Source organism: Bradyrhizobium genomosp. III, assembly GCF_000261705.1.
Taxonomy (GTDB): domain Bacteria; phylum Pseudomonadota; class Alphaproteobacteria; order Rhizobiales; family Xanthobacteraceae; genus Bradyrhizobium; species Bradyrhizobium ottawaense.
Genome location: NZ_AJQF01000431.1, coordinates 1 through 14,887, shown reverse-complemented (window position 1 = coordinate 14,887; position 14,887 = coordinate 1). Strand labels below are relative to the sequence as shown.

The 14,887-nt window shown below is 65.1% G+C and carries 18 protein-coding genes and 1 tRNA gene; 1 reads left to right on the top strand and 18 read right to left on the bottom strand.

The genetic code is table 11. The features are described 5' to 3' along the window. Positions 1-44 precede the first annotated feature (44 nt). The 18 genes from IC66_RS0134410 to IC66_RS0134325 all read right to left on the bottom strand — a co-directional run bounded on the left by IC66_RS0134410 (position 45) and on the right by IC66_RS0134325 (position 14,488). On the bottom strand, positions 45-1,316 hold the full coding sequence (locus IC66_RS0134410) for a flavin monoamine oxidase family protein (protein WP_038950694.1): 1,272 nt from the start codon (positions 1,314-1,316) through the stop codon (positions 45-47). 9 nt (positions 1,317-1,325) lie between these two features. Then, positions 1,326-2,036, bottom strand: coding sequence for a RibD family protein (locus IC66_RS0134405; RefSeq protein WP_038950693.1), 711 nt, complete (start codon positions 2,034-2,036; stop codon positions 1,326-1,328). Positions 2,037-2,056: 20 nt separating this feature from the next. Next, positions 2,057-2,737 carry an FABP family protein gene (locus IC66_RS0134400; protein ID WP_028140728.1) on the bottom strand — a complete coding sequence of 227 codons (681 nt, stop codon included), beginning with the start codon at positions 2,735-2,737 and terminating at the stop codon, positions 2,057-2,059. A gap of 174 nt (positions 2,738-2,911) precedes the next feature. Continuing rightward, positions 2,912-3,091 (bottom strand): hypothetical protein, encoded by a 180-nt coding sequence (locus IC66_RS0134395; protein WP_028140729.1) that lies wholly within the window; start codon positions 3,089-3,091, stop codon positions 2,912-2,914. Positions 3,092-3,140: 49 nt separating this feature from the next. Next, positions 3,141-3,365, bottom strand: coding sequence for a hypothetical protein (locus IC66_RS47275; RefSeq protein ID WP_028140730.1), 225 nt, complete (start codon positions 3,363-3,365; stop codon positions 3,141-3,143). Continuing rightward, a complete protein-coding gene (locus IC66_RS0134385) occupies positions 3,362-3,610 on the bottom strand; it encodes a hypothetical protein (RefSeq protein ID WP_028140731.1) in 249 nt (82 codons plus the stop codon). The genes IC66_RS47275 and IC66_RS0134385 overlap by 4 nt, the downstream gene beginning before the upstream one ends. Before the next feature lie 266 nt (positions 3,611-3,876). Continuing rightward, on the bottom strand, positions 3,877-6,432 hold the full coding sequence (locus tag IC66_RS42820) for a bifunctional diguanylate cyclase/phosphodiesterase (protein ID WP_162130969.1): 2,556 nt from the start codon (positions 6,430-6,432) through the stop codon (positions 3,877-3,879). A 356-nt stretch (positions 6,433-6,788) separates the two neighbouring features. Continuing rightward, positions 6,789-7,568, bottom strand: coding sequence for a DUF2182 domain-containing protein (locus IC66_RS0134375; RefSeq protein WP_063712072.1), 780 nt, complete (start codon positions 7,566-7,568; stop codon positions 6,789-6,791). Between the two features lie 60 nt (positions 7,569-7,628). Then, positions 7,629-8,261: a DUF1326 domain-containing protein gene (locus tag IC66_RS0134370; RefSeq protein ID WP_028140733.1), complete on the bottom strand. Its 633-nt coding sequence runs from the start codon at positions 8,259-8,261 to the stop codon at positions 7,629-7,631. Positions 8,262-8,510: 249 nt separating this feature from the next. Continuing rightward, a tRNA-Phe gene (locus tag IC66_RS0134365) sits at positions 8,511-8,586 on the bottom strand. Between the two features lie 174 nt (positions 8,587-8,760). Then, entirely contained in the window at positions 8,761-8,943 is a 183-nt protein-coding gene (yacG, locus tag IC66_RS0134360; protein ID WP_028140734.1) for a DNA gyrase inhibitor YacG, read from the bottom strand. 145 nt (positions 8,944-9,088) lie between these two features. Then, the gene (locus IC66_RS0134355) at positions 9,089-9,718 is read right to left on the bottom strand and encodes a Maf-like protein (RefSeq protein WP_007597557.1); all 630 of its coding nucleotides are present in this window, start codon (positions 9,716-9,718) and stop codon (positions 9,089-9,091) included. Between the two features lie 204 nt (positions 9,719-9,922). After that, positions 9,923-10,390 carry an arsenate-mycothiol transferase ArsC gene (locus tag IC66_RS0134350; RefSeq protein WP_028140735.1) on the bottom strand — a complete coding sequence of 156 codons (468 nt, stop codon included), beginning with the start codon at positions 10,388-10,390 and terminating at the stop codon, positions 9,923-9,925. Between the two features lie 6 nt (positions 10,391-10,396). Continuing rightward, positions 10,397-10,894 carry a UPF0262 family protein gene (locus IC66_RS0134345; RefSeq protein ID WP_028140736.1) on the bottom strand — a complete coding sequence of 166 codons (498 nt, stop codon included), beginning with the start codon at positions 10,892-10,894 and terminating at the stop codon, positions 10,397-10,399. Then, positions 10,891-12,186: a histidinol dehydrogenase gene (hisD, locus tag IC66_RS0134340; RefSeq protein ID WP_038950688.1), complete on the bottom strand. Its 1,296-nt coding sequence runs from the start codon at positions 12,184-12,186 to the stop codon at positions 10,891-10,893. The genes IC66_RS0134345 and hisD overlap by 4 nt, the downstream gene beginning before the upstream one ends. A gap of 145 nt (positions 12,187-12,331) precedes the next feature. Continuing rightward, positions 12,332-12,781, bottom strand: coding sequence for a DUF2948 family protein (locus tag IC66_RS0134335; protein ID WP_018321264.1), 450 nt, complete (start codon positions 12,779-12,781; stop codon positions 12,332-12,334). Between the two features lie 82 nt (positions 12,782-12,863). Continuing rightward, a complete protein-coding gene (locus IC66_RS0134330; protein ID WP_038950687.1) occupies positions 12,864-13,523 on the bottom strand; it encodes an epimerase in 660 nt (219 codons plus the stop codon). 26 nt (positions 13,524-13,549) lie between these two features. Continuing rightward, on the bottom strand, positions 13,550-14,488 hold the full coding sequence (locus IC66_RS0134325; protein ID WP_038950686.1) for an SDR family oxidoreductase: 939 nt from the start codon (positions 14,486-14,488) through the stop codon (positions 13,550-13,552). Positions 14,489-14,572: 84 nt separating this feature from the next. Here IC66_RS0134325 and IC66_RS46615 point away from each other — a divergent pair. Further along, positions 14,573-14,887: TetR/AcrR family transcriptional regulator (locus IC66_RS46615; RefSeq protein ID WP_157158139.1), on the top strand; the 315-nt coding region annotated here is incomplete at its 3' end.

Genomic DNA, 14,887 nt, shown 5'->3' with positions numbered 1-14,887 from the left:
CCAGCCGCTGGTAAAAGGAAAGGCCCGCGATGCGGGCCTTTTTCTTACCCCCGCAAAATCATCCCTGCCGTCTCCTGGCCGCTCGCCAGCGCCGCCTCTACCGTGCCCATGTCACGGCCGCGATAGAGAGCTTCGCCGGAAAACAGCACCAGGCCATCGGCACGCGCGAGGATCGCTTGTGCCGCACGCGTCCGCGGCGTCGCCCAGGAATAGGCACCGCGGGCAAAGGGATCGTGTGCCCAGTTGGTCGCCGCCGCCGCGACGAGCTCGCGCGCGATGTCCTCGCGCGACAGCTTGAAAATGGCGGCGAGCGAATCGAGCCCGGCATCGATCAGTCCCCGCGGATCGAGGTTGTCCAGCTCCGCCGTGCGCGGGCCGCCGAACCAGCCGGTGAGCACGGCCTGCCCGCCCGGGTATTGCGTCCACCACACCGGGATGGTCCGGTCGGACAACAGGAAGGTCATGGCTGCGAGATCCTGGTGCCGCTCGCGCCACCACGGCCGCGCAAACCGCAGCAGGATCTTGATGACGTTGCCGAAGCCGATGTCGCCCGCAGCAGCAAGCCTCGCGCGCGCGCTCGCCGGCAGGGCCATCTCGCGCAACAGCGGCAGCGGCACGGTGAGGATCACGCGATCACAGACGTGGACATCGCCGCCGGCGCAGCGAACGGCCGCCGTGTCGCCGCCCTCCTCGATCGCCGACACCACGCAGCCGAGATGGATGGTCACGCCGAACCTGCGGCAATCGGCGGCCAGAAAGTCGATCAGCGCGCCATAGCCGCCATCGATGCGCGCCTGCGGCGCGTGCCCGCCATCCATCCATTCCTCACGCAGCGCCAGCGTCGAGGCGCGCTCGGGGTCGGCCGCGTCATAGCCCTCGACCATCCGCTCGATCGATTGGCGCATCGGCGCATAGTCATCCCCGGCGAAATGCCGGCGCAGGAACTCGGCGACGGAGAGATCGTCCTTCAAGTCCCTCAGCACGGCCTGAAGCTCCGCCTCGTGCGGATCGTCGCGCTCCTCGCGCGAGAGCGTCATTCCGTCAAAGCTCCACTGCTCGCCCGCGATCTCGTGAAGGGACAGCCCGGCCTCGCGCAGCAGCTCGCGCGTGACCGGCGCCTCGCCATGGACGAATTCGGCGCCGCCCGCGGCGGGGTAGCCGAACTCCTCAACCGGCAGCGGAAGGATGCGGCCGCCGCAGCGCTCGCGCGCCTCCAGCACCGTCACCTTGCGGCCGGACCGCGCCAGCTCGCGCGCCGCCATCAGGCCGGCCGCGCCGGCGCCGACGATGACGATATGTTCCGTTGTCTCGGGCATGGCCGCGCGTTACCGGCTCGCGGCTTGCGGATCGTTCTTGATCAGATAGCGCAGCAGCAGGACACCGCCGCCGAGCTGGCGCGTACTCTCCAGCGTCATCGCGGTGATCGGCGCGCGCTTGTCGCTGTCCGCCTCCGTTGAAGAGAACACGAAGGGCGCGCCCTCTGCGCCATCGATCGCGGGGCTGAGAATCAGGTTGAACTCGTCGATCAGACCGGCACGCAGGAACGCGCCGTTGGCGACGCCGCCGCCTTCCACCAGCAGGCGCTTCACCCCTAACTCGCGGCTGAGAATGTCCAGCACCAGCGCCAGATCGAGCTCGGACTTGCCCGCGAAGATGTAGGACACGCTCTCGCCCCGGAGCCCTGCGAGATGCGAATCCGGCACGCTCTCGGTCAGCACGACGACGATCGGATCGCCGCCGATGTCCGAGCGGCCCCAGCCGATCTTGCCCCGCGCATCGAGCACGATTCCATAGGTCTTGGCGTCCCGCCGCGCGAACCAGTTTTCACGCGGCAGCTTCGCGTCGTTCGTCGCAGGATAAGGCTGGCCCCTGGCGAACTCCGAGCCGGTGACGCGGCCGATCACCCAGGCATCGCCGCCGAGCTCGTCATGAATCTTCTCGAACCAGTCCGTGCCCGCCCCCTTCGGGCGCCAGCGGCTGGGATGCGTGCGGCCATCGAGGCTGGAGTGCATCAGACAGATGACATAGGGCTTCATGCAAAGTCTCCGAGCATCACTCAGGCCGAGGCTGCCGGCCCATCGCCCTTCTCATCGCTCCTGGCGCGATCGTTGACGATCACCGCGAGCGGATTGAGCTTTGGTGGCGCGACCAGCTGCAGCGTGTTGGTATCGCGATGGTCGAACGGCGCGCCGCGCACGAACAACTCGGTCTGGATCAGATAGGTCCAGCTGCCGTCGTCGTTGAAGGTGATGTCGCAGCGATAGGAGTCGGTGCGAAACGCCTGTTCCAGAAAGTCGGTCGAGCAGATCCCGTAGGCGGTATCGCCACGCTTTGCGGTGACGGAGATCGTCCTGTCGTCGGGCCCGGCCTTGCCCGAAGCCAGCAGCACCTGCCCGCGCGGAATCGCCAGCGTCTGCATGATCAACCCGGTCGCGGGCTCCCACAGCCAATAGCCGACCTGGTCGTGGAAGGTGATGTCTTCCTCGGGCGTGTTGATGTGGATGTGATAGCGCAGCCCGTACAGCAGCTGCGGCCCGTTGGCCTGCGGATCGATCGGGTCCATGCGGATGCGCTCGATGAAGGTCCGCCGCTCCGGCCCCTCCGCCTTCGGATTGATGTCGATGCCCTTGTCCGCCTGCCAATGCCCTGCGAGACGGCGAAGCGGGCCGAGATTGGCAAGGCCGTCGGGCGAGACGTCCTCGGGCTCGGTGAAGATATCGGCGGGAATGGGGAGCATGGCGGCCTCGCGGGAAAGTTGCGGAGGCAGCAATAGCATGGCGGCGCGGGCGTGGCGCGTGCTCAGGCCTCACAATCGCGAATGGACACCGGCGTTGCGCGCGGGACGATTGTCGGGCTTTTCGACAAGACGACGAAGCCGAACCCGTTCGGTTCGGCTCCGCCGCCGGGACGTTTAGTGGCGATGATCGCGGACCTCGGGCTGCGTGCGGTGGTCCCTGACGATGGTCTGATTGCGATGGTCGCGCACAATCGGCGGGTCGCGATGATCGCGAACGATGGTCAGCGCGCTCGCGGGCGTCACCGCGCTTGCCAGGGTGATCGCTGCGAAGGCCACAAGGATGATATTGCGCATAAGTCTTGTCCTCTTCCCGGTGGATCACTGCGAGCCACCTGACGCCAAGCTAGATCGACCCGCTGGAACGATATGTGTCGGCGATCACGCGGCGACGATCGAGACGTCGGCGATCACGCGTCATCCGCAGCACGAAGCGCATGGCGGCTTGTCCGTCGAGCCCCCCTGCGAAGGACAGACGCGCGACGCGATCTTCGCGACGCTCGGCGTGTCCGTCAGCACCGTGAAGAGTCACCTCGCTGACGTTTCCGGTGTCACCGGAGGCGGCTCTCAAGCCGCTTCCGACACCGATTTCGCACGCTCCTCGAGCACGCCGATCGTCGAGACCAGATTGTCGCGCCGCGCTCGGAGGTTCAGTGCAAGCAGCGGATATGTCGGCTGAAGCACGTCGAACACGCCGGCTTTGGCTTCCTCCTCGAGAATGTCGGTATTCAACAGCCGGACGCGCCACCACAAATCGGCGATCAGCGCATCGAGCCGGAGTTCTCCGGCAGTACCAGAACGGGACATTTCTTGCATCGCTTGCCTCAACCTGAAACGGGCCTCCCTGCCGAGGCCCGGCTTTGGTCAAGACTGAGCAAATGGAGTGCCAGGATCGGCGGGTGCGATTTGGCTCGGGAATTGGCTCCGCGCGGTGCGGTCCTTCGGCTCTCAGCGGGAGCTGAACGTGCCAGGGGACCACCAGGTCTTGCCCCCTTCCAAGCTATTCCTAGGGAGGCTTCACCTGCTCAGCTTTCCTGCTCTTGGGCGGCGGGCGATGATGACAAACGCCGGAGGCATTCAGCTCACGCCGCCCGCCGTTTCCGTCGCGCCGGGGGAGCCTGCCACGAGAGGCCGGCGAGCGGCACGGGCTTGCTGAAGTGAAATCCCTGGCCGAGCGGGATGCCGAGTGACTGGAGCCGTTTAACCTGCTCGAAGGACTCGACCCCCTCGGCGACGATCGAGAGCTTCAACGTCTTCGCGAGTTGCACGATGGACTTCAGCACGGCGACGGTCTCGCAGCGATCGATCCTGTCGATGAACGATTTGTCGATCTTGACCTTGTCGAAAGGAAAGGCCGTCAAATAGGACAAAGACGAGTATCCGACACCGAAATCGTCAAGGGCAATGGAGACGCCGAGCGCCTTGAGGCGCTGCAGCGTCTTGAGGTTCTCCTCGGTGTCGGCGAGAAATACGCTCTCGGTGATCTCGAGTTCGAGCCGGGTTTGCGGAAGGCCGCTCTGCGCCAACGCAAACGTCACGGTGTCGACGAGATTGGTGCCGGCAAATTGCAGGGCAGAGAGATTGACGGCGACCTTAACGTCGGCCGGCATGCTCATCGCATCGCGACAGGCCCGGGCAAGCACCTGATTGCCGAGCTCGACGATCAAGCCCCCCGCCTCCGCAACCGCAATGAACTCAGCCGGAGGAATGTAGCCCCTGGTGCCGTGATGCCAGCGCGCCAGCGCTTCGACCGATTTTACCCGGCCGGTGCCGAGCTCGATCACGGGCTGATAAAACACCTCCATCTCCTCGCGCCAGATCGCTTCGCGCAGCTCGATCTCGAGCACGTTGCGCTGATCCGCTTCCGCCTTGAGCTCCGCTGAATAGAGGTGGAAGCAGCTTCGGCCGGCATTCTTCGACCTGTAGAGCGCAAGATCGGCGTTGCGGAGGATCTCATCGACCCGCGTGCCGTGCTCGGGCACGAGCGCAAGGCCAATGCTACAGCCGATCACGACGGGATGGCCATCGATGTGATAGGGCTCGGCAATGGCCTGGACCAGCCGCTCGGCCAGGCTTGCAGCGCCGTCGCGCATCGCGGCCACGATCACGGCAAACTCGTCGCCGCCAATTCGCGCCGCCGTATCGGCATCACGAATCTGCGCCTTGATCCGGTCGGCAACCTGCTTCAGCAACGCGTCGCCGCATTGATGGCCGAGCGCATCATTGACGGACTTGAACTTGTCGAGATCGAGCAGGAGGACGGCGAACGCAGGCTCCAGCCGGCGCGAGCTGGCTAGCGCCTCGTCGATGCGCTCCTTGAACAGGTTGCGGTTGGCAAGGCCGGTCAGGCTGTCGTAATGCGCCAGCCGCTCGATGCGGTCCGCCGACGCCTTGCGCTCGGTGATGTCCTCATGAGTAGCGACCCAGCCGCCACCCTCGCGCCGGCCGTAGGAGATGTAGACGACCCGTCCATCGGGAAACTGCACGGTGTTCGAGATCTGCTCCGACCGGGCGAGCCGGTTCTTCAAATCGACGAGATAGGCCTCGACGTCGAGAACGGCGGTCTGTTTTGCGAATATATCCCGGAAATGCATGCCGATCCGAATGTCTTCCGGCAGGAGGCCATAGAGTTCGAGCCATTGCGGGTTGAATGCGATCAGGCGGTCACGGCCATCGAACATGCTCAAGCCCTGGGGAAGGTTCCGGAGCGCATCCTCGAACTTGCTGGCAAAATCGCGCCGCTCGCGGTGAGCGCGATCCAGCGCCTGCTGCCGTCGCCAATGGAATGTCGTCGCGGCGAGGATAATGAACGTAAGCAGCAGCGCGCCGCCGAGATAGACCTTCTGCCTGAAGGCGGAGCGGGAATAAATCTCCTGCTCCGAAATGCCGACGGTGAAGATGAGCGGAAACGCGCGCGACCTGCGCGCCGTGATCAGCCGGTCGCTGCGGTTCGGCCGGTTCTCGTTCCAATATTGCACATAGAAGCCGTCACCGAGCTCGCCCTCGACGCGGCTGGGTGTGCGTTGTCCCAGCACGGAGCCCTGGTCCACGCCCCGGGCGGCGAGCACGACGTAATTCGCATTTCTGAGCACCAGCGTTCCTCCGACGCCGAGCTTTGCCGTGTCGTAGAACCTGCCGACCACGTCGACGCTGATCGAGCCGACGATCACCCCGGCCGGATTCCGCGCGAGGTCGAACAACTTTCTTGCCAGCTGGATCGTCCATTTGTTCGAGGCCCGTCCCAGCACCGGCTTGGCAACGTAGAGGCGATCGTCGGCTTGCGCCATGACATTGATGAAGTGTTCGCGATCGCCAAGATAAAGCGGCGGACCGGAATAGCCCGCGGTCGTGTCGATCATGTATCCGTCTGATCCGATCAGTGCGAACTGAACCACGTCGCCGGTCGCAATGCGGGCCGTGTCCGACCATGACTTCAAGCTGAAGCTGAGCGGATCCTGGGCGTAGAGCGCTCGCACCACCAGCAATGACTGATCGACGCGCTCGAAGATGCGTTCGGTGTTTTCCTCGAACAGTTCGGCGACGCTGTCGCCGTGCGACCGCGCCTGCTCGACCGCATCCATCCGCTCCGACGCGGTGATTGCGAAATAGCCGATCCAGACCAGGGGCAGAAAGAACAATGCGATCTGCAGCGGACCATTCCGCAGGATCGTTCTTCCGGCTTTGCGGACTGCCCCTGCGGGAATCACGACGCGCACCCCCGCTTCGGCCGCCAGGGCAGAACTGCGCTCGCCCGCAGTATTGGCATCGCCTTGTCTCCGCCTCGACTGCACAGGGACACCCGCGGCCGAAAGCGGCGCGCGGGTGCTGCTCATAGCGCAAAGGTAGCTGAAACAGCCTTAAGTTTGTGTTTGGGCAAAGCTCAATTCTTCAGCTTAAAGGATCCGTATCATCACGGAGGTCGGCTGGCCTTGAGCAATCAGGTACACGGGCATGTCGAAAGCCGCACATTTTCAGCGGCCTTTGGACCTGCTTTTCAGATTGCCCGCGCAAGAACGATCGTGCCGGACAGGATGAGGACCCCGCCTGCCGCATAGCTCAATCTTCGGCCGAACGGCAGCAGCTTCTCGCCGGCGGCATAGAGCGCGATGCCGATGATCCAGGCCAGGTTCATCACGCCGCCGACGAACAGCAATACCATCAGAAACCAGCAGCAGTCGACGCAGTAGCTGCCGTGGCGAAGTCCCATTCGCAATGCGCCGCGTGTGCCGGGCCGCCAATGTCGGCTGAGAAACAACAGCGGGCTCTCGCAGTACCGCAGGCACGCCTGTTTGAGAGGCGTGAACTGATAAAGCCCTGCTGCAATCAGAACGCCGCCGCCCAAAATCGCGCTGGTGCTTGCCATCGCCATCGACAGCAATCCGAAACGTTCGAACGCTCCTTGCACCAGGACCGCAGCGAGACTGAACCCCGCCCACGTCACGAGATAGCCGGCGAGAAAGATCCAGGTATCGATTGCGGCGCGGGAGGCGGTCTCCTGCTTGCGCTTGACGGTCGCATACAAGAGAACGGTGGGCACCGCGCTCGGCGCCATCATCGCGACCATCATCACCCACCACATCACGAACAGCAGCACGCCATAGAATGGCGTCCACGGCATCGGCGCCATGTCCGGCATGTCGGTCATCATCTCGGTGTCCATGCCGGCGCCCGCGGCGAGATAGGCCCAGGCGAGCGCCACCACTGCGGCAGTCCCGATCGCGACGATCAGCCGGTCGCGGTGGAGCAGGTGTTCCAGTATCGAGCGCCCCTGCATCGACTTGTCCATAGCGATGAGGAGCTGACACCGAGGTTTTATGTCGGTGTCAGCGCCGCATCATGCGGCAACCCCCTCGGGCGTCTGCACGACATTGGCGAGCGAGCTATGCGTACCCCGGGTCTCGAACGGGATCGCCCCGGTCGAGCGGATGTTGGCGGATGCGACCTCGGCCGCCCGATGTTCGAACCCCTCGGGCATGACCACCTGGATGCGGTGCGGATCACCGGTGACCGGGTTCTTGATCGGCTCGACATCGGTCTCGAGCACGCCCCTGGCGACGAGTTTTGCGACGCGTCCTTCCTTGTCGAAGGAAAACTCGAACGGCGCAAACACCGGATCGTGGATCCTGGTAACGATCATGCTGACGATCTGGAAAAGCGTGCCTTCGGCCGAATGCTTGCCGGAAAAGATATCGAACAACGCCTGACGCTGCTCCGCCGTGGCGCGTTCGTCGATGATGGGCTGGATTGTCCCGTTGCCCTCATGAAGCGGCCCAGGGAAGTCGACCGTGATCGCAAAGCAGAGACCATCGAGCCTGGTCCCTTCGAAATGTCCCTTGGCGATCCGCATGGCGACCATTCCCTTGCAATAGCCTTGGGTCGGCCGTGCGTTGAAATCGCAGGGACAGCCAAACGCGCAGGTGCAGTTCTTCATCCATTCGCCTTCGAGACGCCAGTCCGATGCAGCCATGGCACATCTCCCAATGTGAGCGGGGACGCGGCAGCCATTGACGATTTGTTCAGCGTTCTTGTCGAGGCAACGCGAAAAGGCGCGAGCGGGATCGAGGTACGATCAGAAGGCCGGCATCGCAGAAAAAGTGTGGTGGCGAGCTGCCGTTTACCGTCCAACGATCATATCAGCGGCCGCCGGCCACGTATAGCGAACGAGGGTAGTGCCTCGGGAGCAGCCACATCTCGGGGATGTCCGACGTCAGGGGAATGGTGCCCAGGGGCGGAATCGAACCACCGACACTGCGATTTTCAGTCGCATGCTCTACCAACTGAGCTACCTGGGCGTGCTCCAAGAGAGGGGCCAAAGCCCATCGAGCGGGCGGTTTATAGTGGGCTAGGGGCGGCCTGTCCACCCGGCTTCGCCAAGAGGCTTCGCCGGGCGCGGCCCGGCTGTGCACAAGCTGCCGCGGCTGGCGCGCGGCGGCTCGCGTGATCCGCTAAACATTTGATATTGTTATTTATTCCAGGTCATCTAAATCGTCGTCGCGGCCGGGGATGACGTAGGAGCCTTTCAGCCAGCGGTTCAGGTCGACGTCGCGGCAGCGCGACGAGCAGAACGGACGGGTGGCCTCGGACTGCGGCTTGCCGCAGATCGGGCAGGTTTTGAGCGGGCTGGCGGGCTTTTTGATTGGGGCGTCCATGATGTCGGCGGCTTGCACGGAGTGAAGGGGTTCAAGAGCCTGTCGGCAAACGGGTTCCTCGTACCGGCGGCGCGTGCGCCCCGTCAGGCCATTCTACCGTGCATGGGGTTGTTTTCGCGATTTTGTTGAGCCGCGGCTTGCCGGCTCACACCGCGGTGGCGTTGAGCCAGCCGAAGCGGATCGGAAAGCCCTCGCCGCCGAGCAGCGTGGTGGTCTCGTAGAGCGGCAGGCCGACGACGTTGGTGTAGGACCCCACCATCTTCACCACGAAGGAGCCGGCGATGCCCTGCACGGCGTAGCCGCCGGCTTTGCCGCGCCATTCGCCGGACCCGATATAGGCCTGGATGTCATCTTCCGAGAGGCGCTTGAACCGGACGCGGGTCTCGACCAGCCGCTGGCGGAAGGCCTCGCGCGGCGTCACCAGGGTGATCGCGGTGTAGACACGGTGGTTGCGGCCCGACAGCAGCCGCAGGCACTGCGCCGCCTCGTCCACCAGATTCGCCTTGGGCAGGATGCGGCGGCCGACCGCGACCACCGTGTCGGCGGAGAGGATGAAGGCGCCACGCAGCTCGTCGTCGAGCTGCACCGATTTCAGCGCTGCGTCCGCCTTGGCCCTTGCGAGGCGATTGGCACAGGCGCGCGGCAGCTCGCCCCGCTTCGGCGTCTCGTCGACGTCGGCCGGCCGGAGCGCGTCCGGCTCGATGCCGGCCTGGTTGAGCAGCGACAGGCGCCGCGGCGAACCGGAGGCAAGTACGAATTTGGGGCGGCCAAGCATCAGGTGATTTGGGGGATGAGCAGGGGGTGAATTGCGCGCGGAACCTATCGGAAGGGGGCTGATTTCACAACCCGGGAACCCCAGCTTTGGTGATTCGAGGGGATGCCGAGATGCGTGTGCCCTCAGTCTGTGACGCCGGTGTTACGCCTTCCCCGCCTCTCTCCCCACGAGGGGCGAGGGGAAAGAGGCGTCCGCGGCACGAGATCAACCTGACGCCGCGCCCACCTTGGCAAAACGCCGCCGGATGCGCATCAACAGCTGGTCGCAGACGTCGCGATAGGCTGCCAGCTTCTGGTCGCGGCTGCCCTCGATGGTGGTCGGATCCTGCGTCGGCCAATATTCGACGTCGGCCGCCAGCGTCCGCGTCAGCTCCAGCGCCTTGTGGTGCGCCTCGGGCGAGAGCGTGATGATGAGGTCGAAATTCAGCCCCTCCCAATCCTCCAGCTCCTCGAAGGTCTGCGGCTTGTGGGCGGAGATGTCCTGGCCGAGCTCGGCCATCACGGACACCGCGAACGGATCGAGCTCGCCGCGCCTCGCGCCGGCCGATTTCACGTAGAGGCCCTGCGGAAACATGTGTTGCAACAGGCTCTCGGCCATCGGCGAGCGCACGCTGTTCATCGCGCAGGCGAACAGCACCGATTGCGGATCGCGTGCGCGTGAGGGCGCAGCCATCCGTGATCAGCCTTTCCAATGAAGGACGGTGATGAGCGTGAACAGCCGGCGCGAGGTCTCGAAGTCGACCCGCACCTTGCCCTTCAGCCGCTCCTGCAGCGTGCGCGATCCCTCGTCATGGATGCCGCGCCGGCCCATGTCGATGGCCTCGATCTTGTCGGGGGTCGCGGTGCGGATCGCCTGGTAGTAGCTGTCGCAGATCATGAAATAGTCCTTCACGATCCGCCGGAACGGCGTCAGCGACAACAGATGCGCGACGACGGGCGTGCCGTCCTCGCGGCGGATGTCGAACATCAGGCGGTTGCCGGTGATGCCGATATGCAGCGTGAACGGGCCCTTCCCGTCGGCGCCATCGGGCGCGAACAGGTTCTGCTCGATCAGATCGTAGATCGCGATCGCGCGCTCATGCTCGATATCAGGCCCGGAACGGCCGATCGATTCTTCGTCGAGCGTGACGCCGACGATGCGATTGGTCGAGTCGTCCTGTTCGGGCAGCTCTGTCATGACAGATTGAGGCGCAATCCAATCGAACGCGAATGGGCGTCCAGCCCCTCCGCTTGTCCGAGCGTCATCGCGGCAGGACCGAGCGCACGCAGCTGATCCGGGCCGCATTTCAGGATCGAGGTGCGCTTCATGAAGTCGTGCACCGACAGCCCTGAGGAGAATCGCGCCGAGCGCGCCGTAGGCAGCACATGATTGGAGCCGCCGACATAGTCGCCGATCGCCTCCGGCGTATGGGGCCCGAGGAACACCGCGCCGGCATTGCGGATCTTCGCAGCGAGCGCATCGGGATCAGCCGTCATGATCTCGAGATGCTCCGCGGCGATCGCGTCCGCGAGCGGAATGCTATCGCCTAAGTTCTTCACCATGATGATGGCGCCGAAATCGGCCCAGGACGCGCTGGCGATTGCGGCGCGCGGCAGCGTCTTCAATTGCGCCTCGACCGCCTTTTCGACGTCGGCGGCAAGGCGGGCCGAGTCGGTGATCAGGATCGACTGCGCGCTGGCATCGTGCTCGGCCTGCGCCAGGAGATCGGCGGCGATCCAGTCGGCATTGCCGGTGTCGTCGGCAATCACCAGCACCTCGGACGGGCCAGCGATCATGTCGATGCCGACCTTGCCGAACACCAGCCGCTTGGCGGCGGCGACATAGGCATTGCCGGGGCCGACGATCTTGGCGACCGGCGCGATCGTCGCTGTGCCGTGCGCCAGCGCCGCCACGGCCTGCGCGCCGCCGACGCGGTAGATCTCGGTGACGCCGCCGAGCGAGGCCGCCGCCAGCACCAGCGGATTGAGCTTGCCGTCCGGCGAGGGCACCACCATCACCAGGCGCGAGACGCCGGCGACCTTTGCAGGCACTGCGTTCATCAGCACCGAGGACGGATAGGCCGCAGTGCCGCCTGGCACGTAGAGGCCGGCGGATTCGATCGCAGTGTAGCGCCAGCCGAGCTCGACGCCGAGCGGGTCGGTGAAGCGCTCGTCCTGCGGCAACTGCCGGCGGTGATAGATCTCGATGCGGTCCCGCGCGAGCTTGAGCGCATCCAGCGTCGCGGCATCGCAGGCCTTGTTCGCGGCCTCGATTTCGGCGGCCGAAACGCGCAAGGAGGCCGCATCCAGCGTCAACCGGTCGAACTTTGCGGTGGCCTCGAGCAGCGCGGCATCGCCCCGCTTGGCGACGTCGTCGACGATGACGCGCGCGGCGGCTTCGACGTCGGCCGAGACCTCGCGTTTGGCGGCGAGGAAGGCCGCGAATCGCTGGTCAAAATCGGCGCTGCTGCGGTCGAGGCGAACGGGCATGTCTGGCTTGGCTTCTGGCTGGTCTTTGGGGCGGATTGGCGCACCAGGTCCCCTGCTCAATGGCGCGGCGGGGAAGCGGCGTCAACCCTCGCAAGCCGCCGTTCTGGCGCAGGCCTGAGCCGGTGCGGCTGGTATACAGGTGACCTCATCCCTCCCCTTCGATCTCCAACCCCGTTCCCAATGCGTCGGCCCCGAGGTCGGTCAGCTCACATTCCAGGCATTCGACGTCGAGCCGGATAGCCCCGCCCTCGGCGAACAAGAGCAGGGCGCTGCCGCCGGGCTCCTCGTCGCGCCCGTCCCGGGGATGAAATTCGATACCGACGAGGTCCAGGACCTTGTCGGGAGCCGCGAGCTCGATGTTGCGCGACTTGCAGGCGAGCACGCGGTCGAAGCGGAGCGCGGCGACCAGCCGGCGCGGCTCGGCCTCGCCCTCCAGCGTCTGCTCCCAGTCCAGCCGGCTCATCCCGACCACAAGCCGCTTCTCGCTTTGTCGCCAGATGATGTCAGAGGCCTGCACACGGGCGTCCTGGACATGGGTCGAGATCACGGCGAGATCGTCGGCGTCGAGTGCGATCAGTTTGAGCTGGGGCGACATCGCCAACGCTTCTCCTTCGGAATGGACAGGGCTCAACGCGCACAGGCCCAGAAATTTCCGCTCAAACTAACGGGCCGGCAGGCTAGAGGCTATTGATATCCTCCATCTCCAGCACCTTCCGCGGATACCCCTCCCGGGCGACGCGGATCATGGCGCGGCCGATCTGCTCGGTCGAAGTAACGAGCCGCGGCGAGAGCCGGCGCAGCACGGACCAAAGCGGCCCGGTTGCGGAATAGACCGCCTGCACCCAAACGGTCTTGGAACGGGCGCCGTGCAGCGGCTGGATCGCGCCGGGCCGGAACATGTAGGCGGCCCTGAACGGCAGCTTGAGCAGATCGTTCTCGGTCTTGCCCTTGATCCGCGCCCACATCCGCGAACCCTGCTCGGTGGAATCGGTGCCGGCGCCGGTGACGTAGGTGAAGACCATCTGCGGATTGAGGCGCGCCAGCGTCGTCGCAGCCGCGAGCGTGAGGTCATAGGTGAGGTGGCGGTAGCGCTGCTCGCTCATGCCGATGGAGGAGACGCCGAGGCAGAAAAAGCAGGCATTGAAGCCGGTGAGCTGGGCCTCGATCGTTGAATAGTCCAGAAAATTGTCGTGGATGATCTCGGTGAGCTTGGCGTTGCGCACCCCCGTCGGGCTGCGGCCGACCACGAGCACACGGGCGATGCCGGCGTCGACCAGGCATTCGCGCAAAACGCCCTGCCCGACCATGCCGGTGGCGCCGAAGATGATGACTTGCATCGGGATGTTCCTGGCGGGCTCGCGGCTCACGCCGCGGCCGCGATCTCGTCGAAGGATACACCGGTCAGCGTCGCCGAGACATCCCACAGCATGGCAGCGGTGGCGAAATCCTTCGCGTGTGGCATGATCTTCGCCGCCGCGGGCGCCCCCTTCATTTCGTAGAATCCGTTCGGGCCGTAATAGCTGCCTGGCTCAGCCGCGGGGGAAGTCGCGGCGAGCAGCGTTGGCAGTGCGCCCTCCGCCGCGGACTGGCTGAACAGCGGCTGGAGCAGCCGGCCGATCCGCGACTGGAACGTGTTGGCGCCCGGCCCGTTCGCAATGAGGTCGGTGCGCGCAAAGCCGGGATGCGCGGCAATGCTGCTCACACCCCAGCCGGCCGCGTCGCTGCGACGCTGCAATTCGAGCGAAAACATCAGCATCGCCAGCTTGGACTGGCAATAGGCGCGCCACGGACGATAGGAATGCTTGCCTTGCAGATCGTCGAAATTGATCGTGCCGGAGCGGTGCGCAAGGCTCGATAGATTGACGACACGCGGCGCCTTCGCGCGGCGAAGCTGCGGCAACAGGTGGGCCGTCAGTGCGTAGTGGCCTAGATAATTGGTGCCGAATTGCATCTCGAAACCGTCCTCGGTCTGCTGGCGTTTCGGCAGCGCCATCACGCCGGCATTGTTGACGAGAAGATCGAGCTGCTCGTTGCCGGCGGCGAAGCGCCTGGCGAAATGGGCGACGGAGGACAGGCTGGCGAGATCGAGAGGCTCGTAGGCGATCAGCGCATTGGGAAACCGCTCGCAGATGCCTTCGATCGCCCGCAGGCCCTTTGCGTCATTGCGTCCGGTGAGTATGACAATGGCCCCGGCGCCCGCCAGCGCCATCGCCGTCTCGTACCCGAGGCCACCCGTCGCCCCCGTCACGACGGCCGTCTTGCCGGCGAGAGAGGGGATGTCTGCCGTGGTCCAGTCGGTCATGCCATGTCTCCGTTCGGGGCTGGAATGAGGCCCGCGGCCAATCTAAATGTGCACTGAGTGCAACTTTGCAAGAGGTGAAACGATTTGAAGGCTTCGAAGGTTGCCCGGAAATTGCCCGCGGACGGAAAATCCCCTGTTGTCACCGGCTTGCGCCAGCGCAAGCAGCAGGAGACCCGCGCGCGGCTGACCCGGGCGGCGATGACGCTGTTCCTGGAGCGCGGCTTCGAGGCCACGACCATCGACGACATCGCGGCGGCGGCGGAGGTGTCGCGGCGCAGCTTCTTCCACTATTTCGCGTCCAAGGAGGACGTGGTGGCGGCCTGGCAGGAAAATGCCGCCAGCGCGCTGGTCGCCGAGGTCGTCGCGCGGCCCGCGGACGAATCCATGCTGACGGCGGCG

What these genes read in the sequence shown, in the direction of transcription:
- IC66_RS0134410 (WP_038950694.1), bottom strand. Translation starts at nt 1,316, where the DNA reads ATGCCCGAGACAACGGAACATATCGTCATCGTCGGCGCCGGCGCGGCC.
- IC66_RS0134405 (WP_038950693.1), bottom strand. Translation starts at nt 2,036, where the DNA reads ATGAAGCCCTATGTCATCTGTCTGATGCACTCCAGCCTCGATGGCCGC.
- IC66_RS0134400 (WP_028140728.1), bottom strand. Translation starts at nt 2,737, where the DNA reads ATGCTCCCCATTCCCGCCGATATCTTCACCGAGCCCGAGGACGTCTCG.
- IC66_RS0134395 (WP_028140729.1), bottom strand. Translation starts at nt 3,091, where the DNA reads ATGCGCAATATCATCCTTGTGGCCTTCGCAGCGATCACCCTGGCAAGC.
- IC66_RS0134385 (WP_028140731.1), bottom strand. Translation starts at nt 3,610, where the DNA reads ATGCAAGAAATGTCCCGTTCTGGTACTGCCGGAGAACTCCGGCTCGAT.
- IC66_RS0134375 (WP_063712072.1), bottom strand. Translation starts at nt 7,568, where the DNA reads ATGCAGGGGCGCTCGATACTGGAACACCTGCTCCACCGCGACCGGCTG.
- IC66_RS0134370 (WP_028140733.1), bottom strand. Translation starts at nt 8,261, where the DNA reads ATGGCTGCATCGGACTGGCGTCTCGAAGGCGAATGGATGAAGAACTGC.
- yacG (WP_028140734.1), bottom strand. Translation starts at nt 8,943, where the DNA reads ATGGACGCCCCAATCAAAAAGCCCGCCAGCCCGCTCAAAACCTGCCCG.
- IC66_RS0134355 (WP_007597557.1), bottom strand. Translation starts at nt 9,718, where the DNA reads ATGCTTGGCCGCCCCAAATTCGTACTTGCCTCCGGTTCGCCGCGGCGC.
- IC66_RS0134350 (WP_028140735.1), bottom strand. Translation starts at nt 10,390, where the DNA reads ATGGCTGCGCCCTCACGCGCACGCGATCCGCAATCGGTGCTGTTCGCC.
- IC66_RS0134345 (WP_028140736.1), bottom strand. Translation starts at nt 10,894, where the DNA reads ATGACAGAGCTGCCCGAACAGGACGACTCGACCAATCGCATCGTCGGC.
- hisD (WP_038950688.1), bottom strand. Translation starts at nt 12,186, where the DNA reads ATGCCCGTTCGCCTCGACCGCAGCAGCGCCGATTTTGACCAGCGATTC.
- IC66_RS0134335 (WP_018321264.1), bottom strand. Translation starts at nt 12,781, where the DNA reads ATGTCGCCCCAGCTCAAACTGATCGCACTCGACGCCGACGATCTCGCC.
- IC66_RS0134330 (WP_038950687.1), bottom strand. Translation starts at nt 13,523, where the DNA reads ATGCAAGTCATCATCTTCGGCGCCACCGGCATGGTCGGGCAGGGCGTT.
- IC66_RS0134325 (WP_038950686.1), bottom strand. Translation starts at nt 14,488, where the DNA reads ATGACCGACTGGACCACGGCAGACATCCCCTCTCTCGCCGGCAAGACG.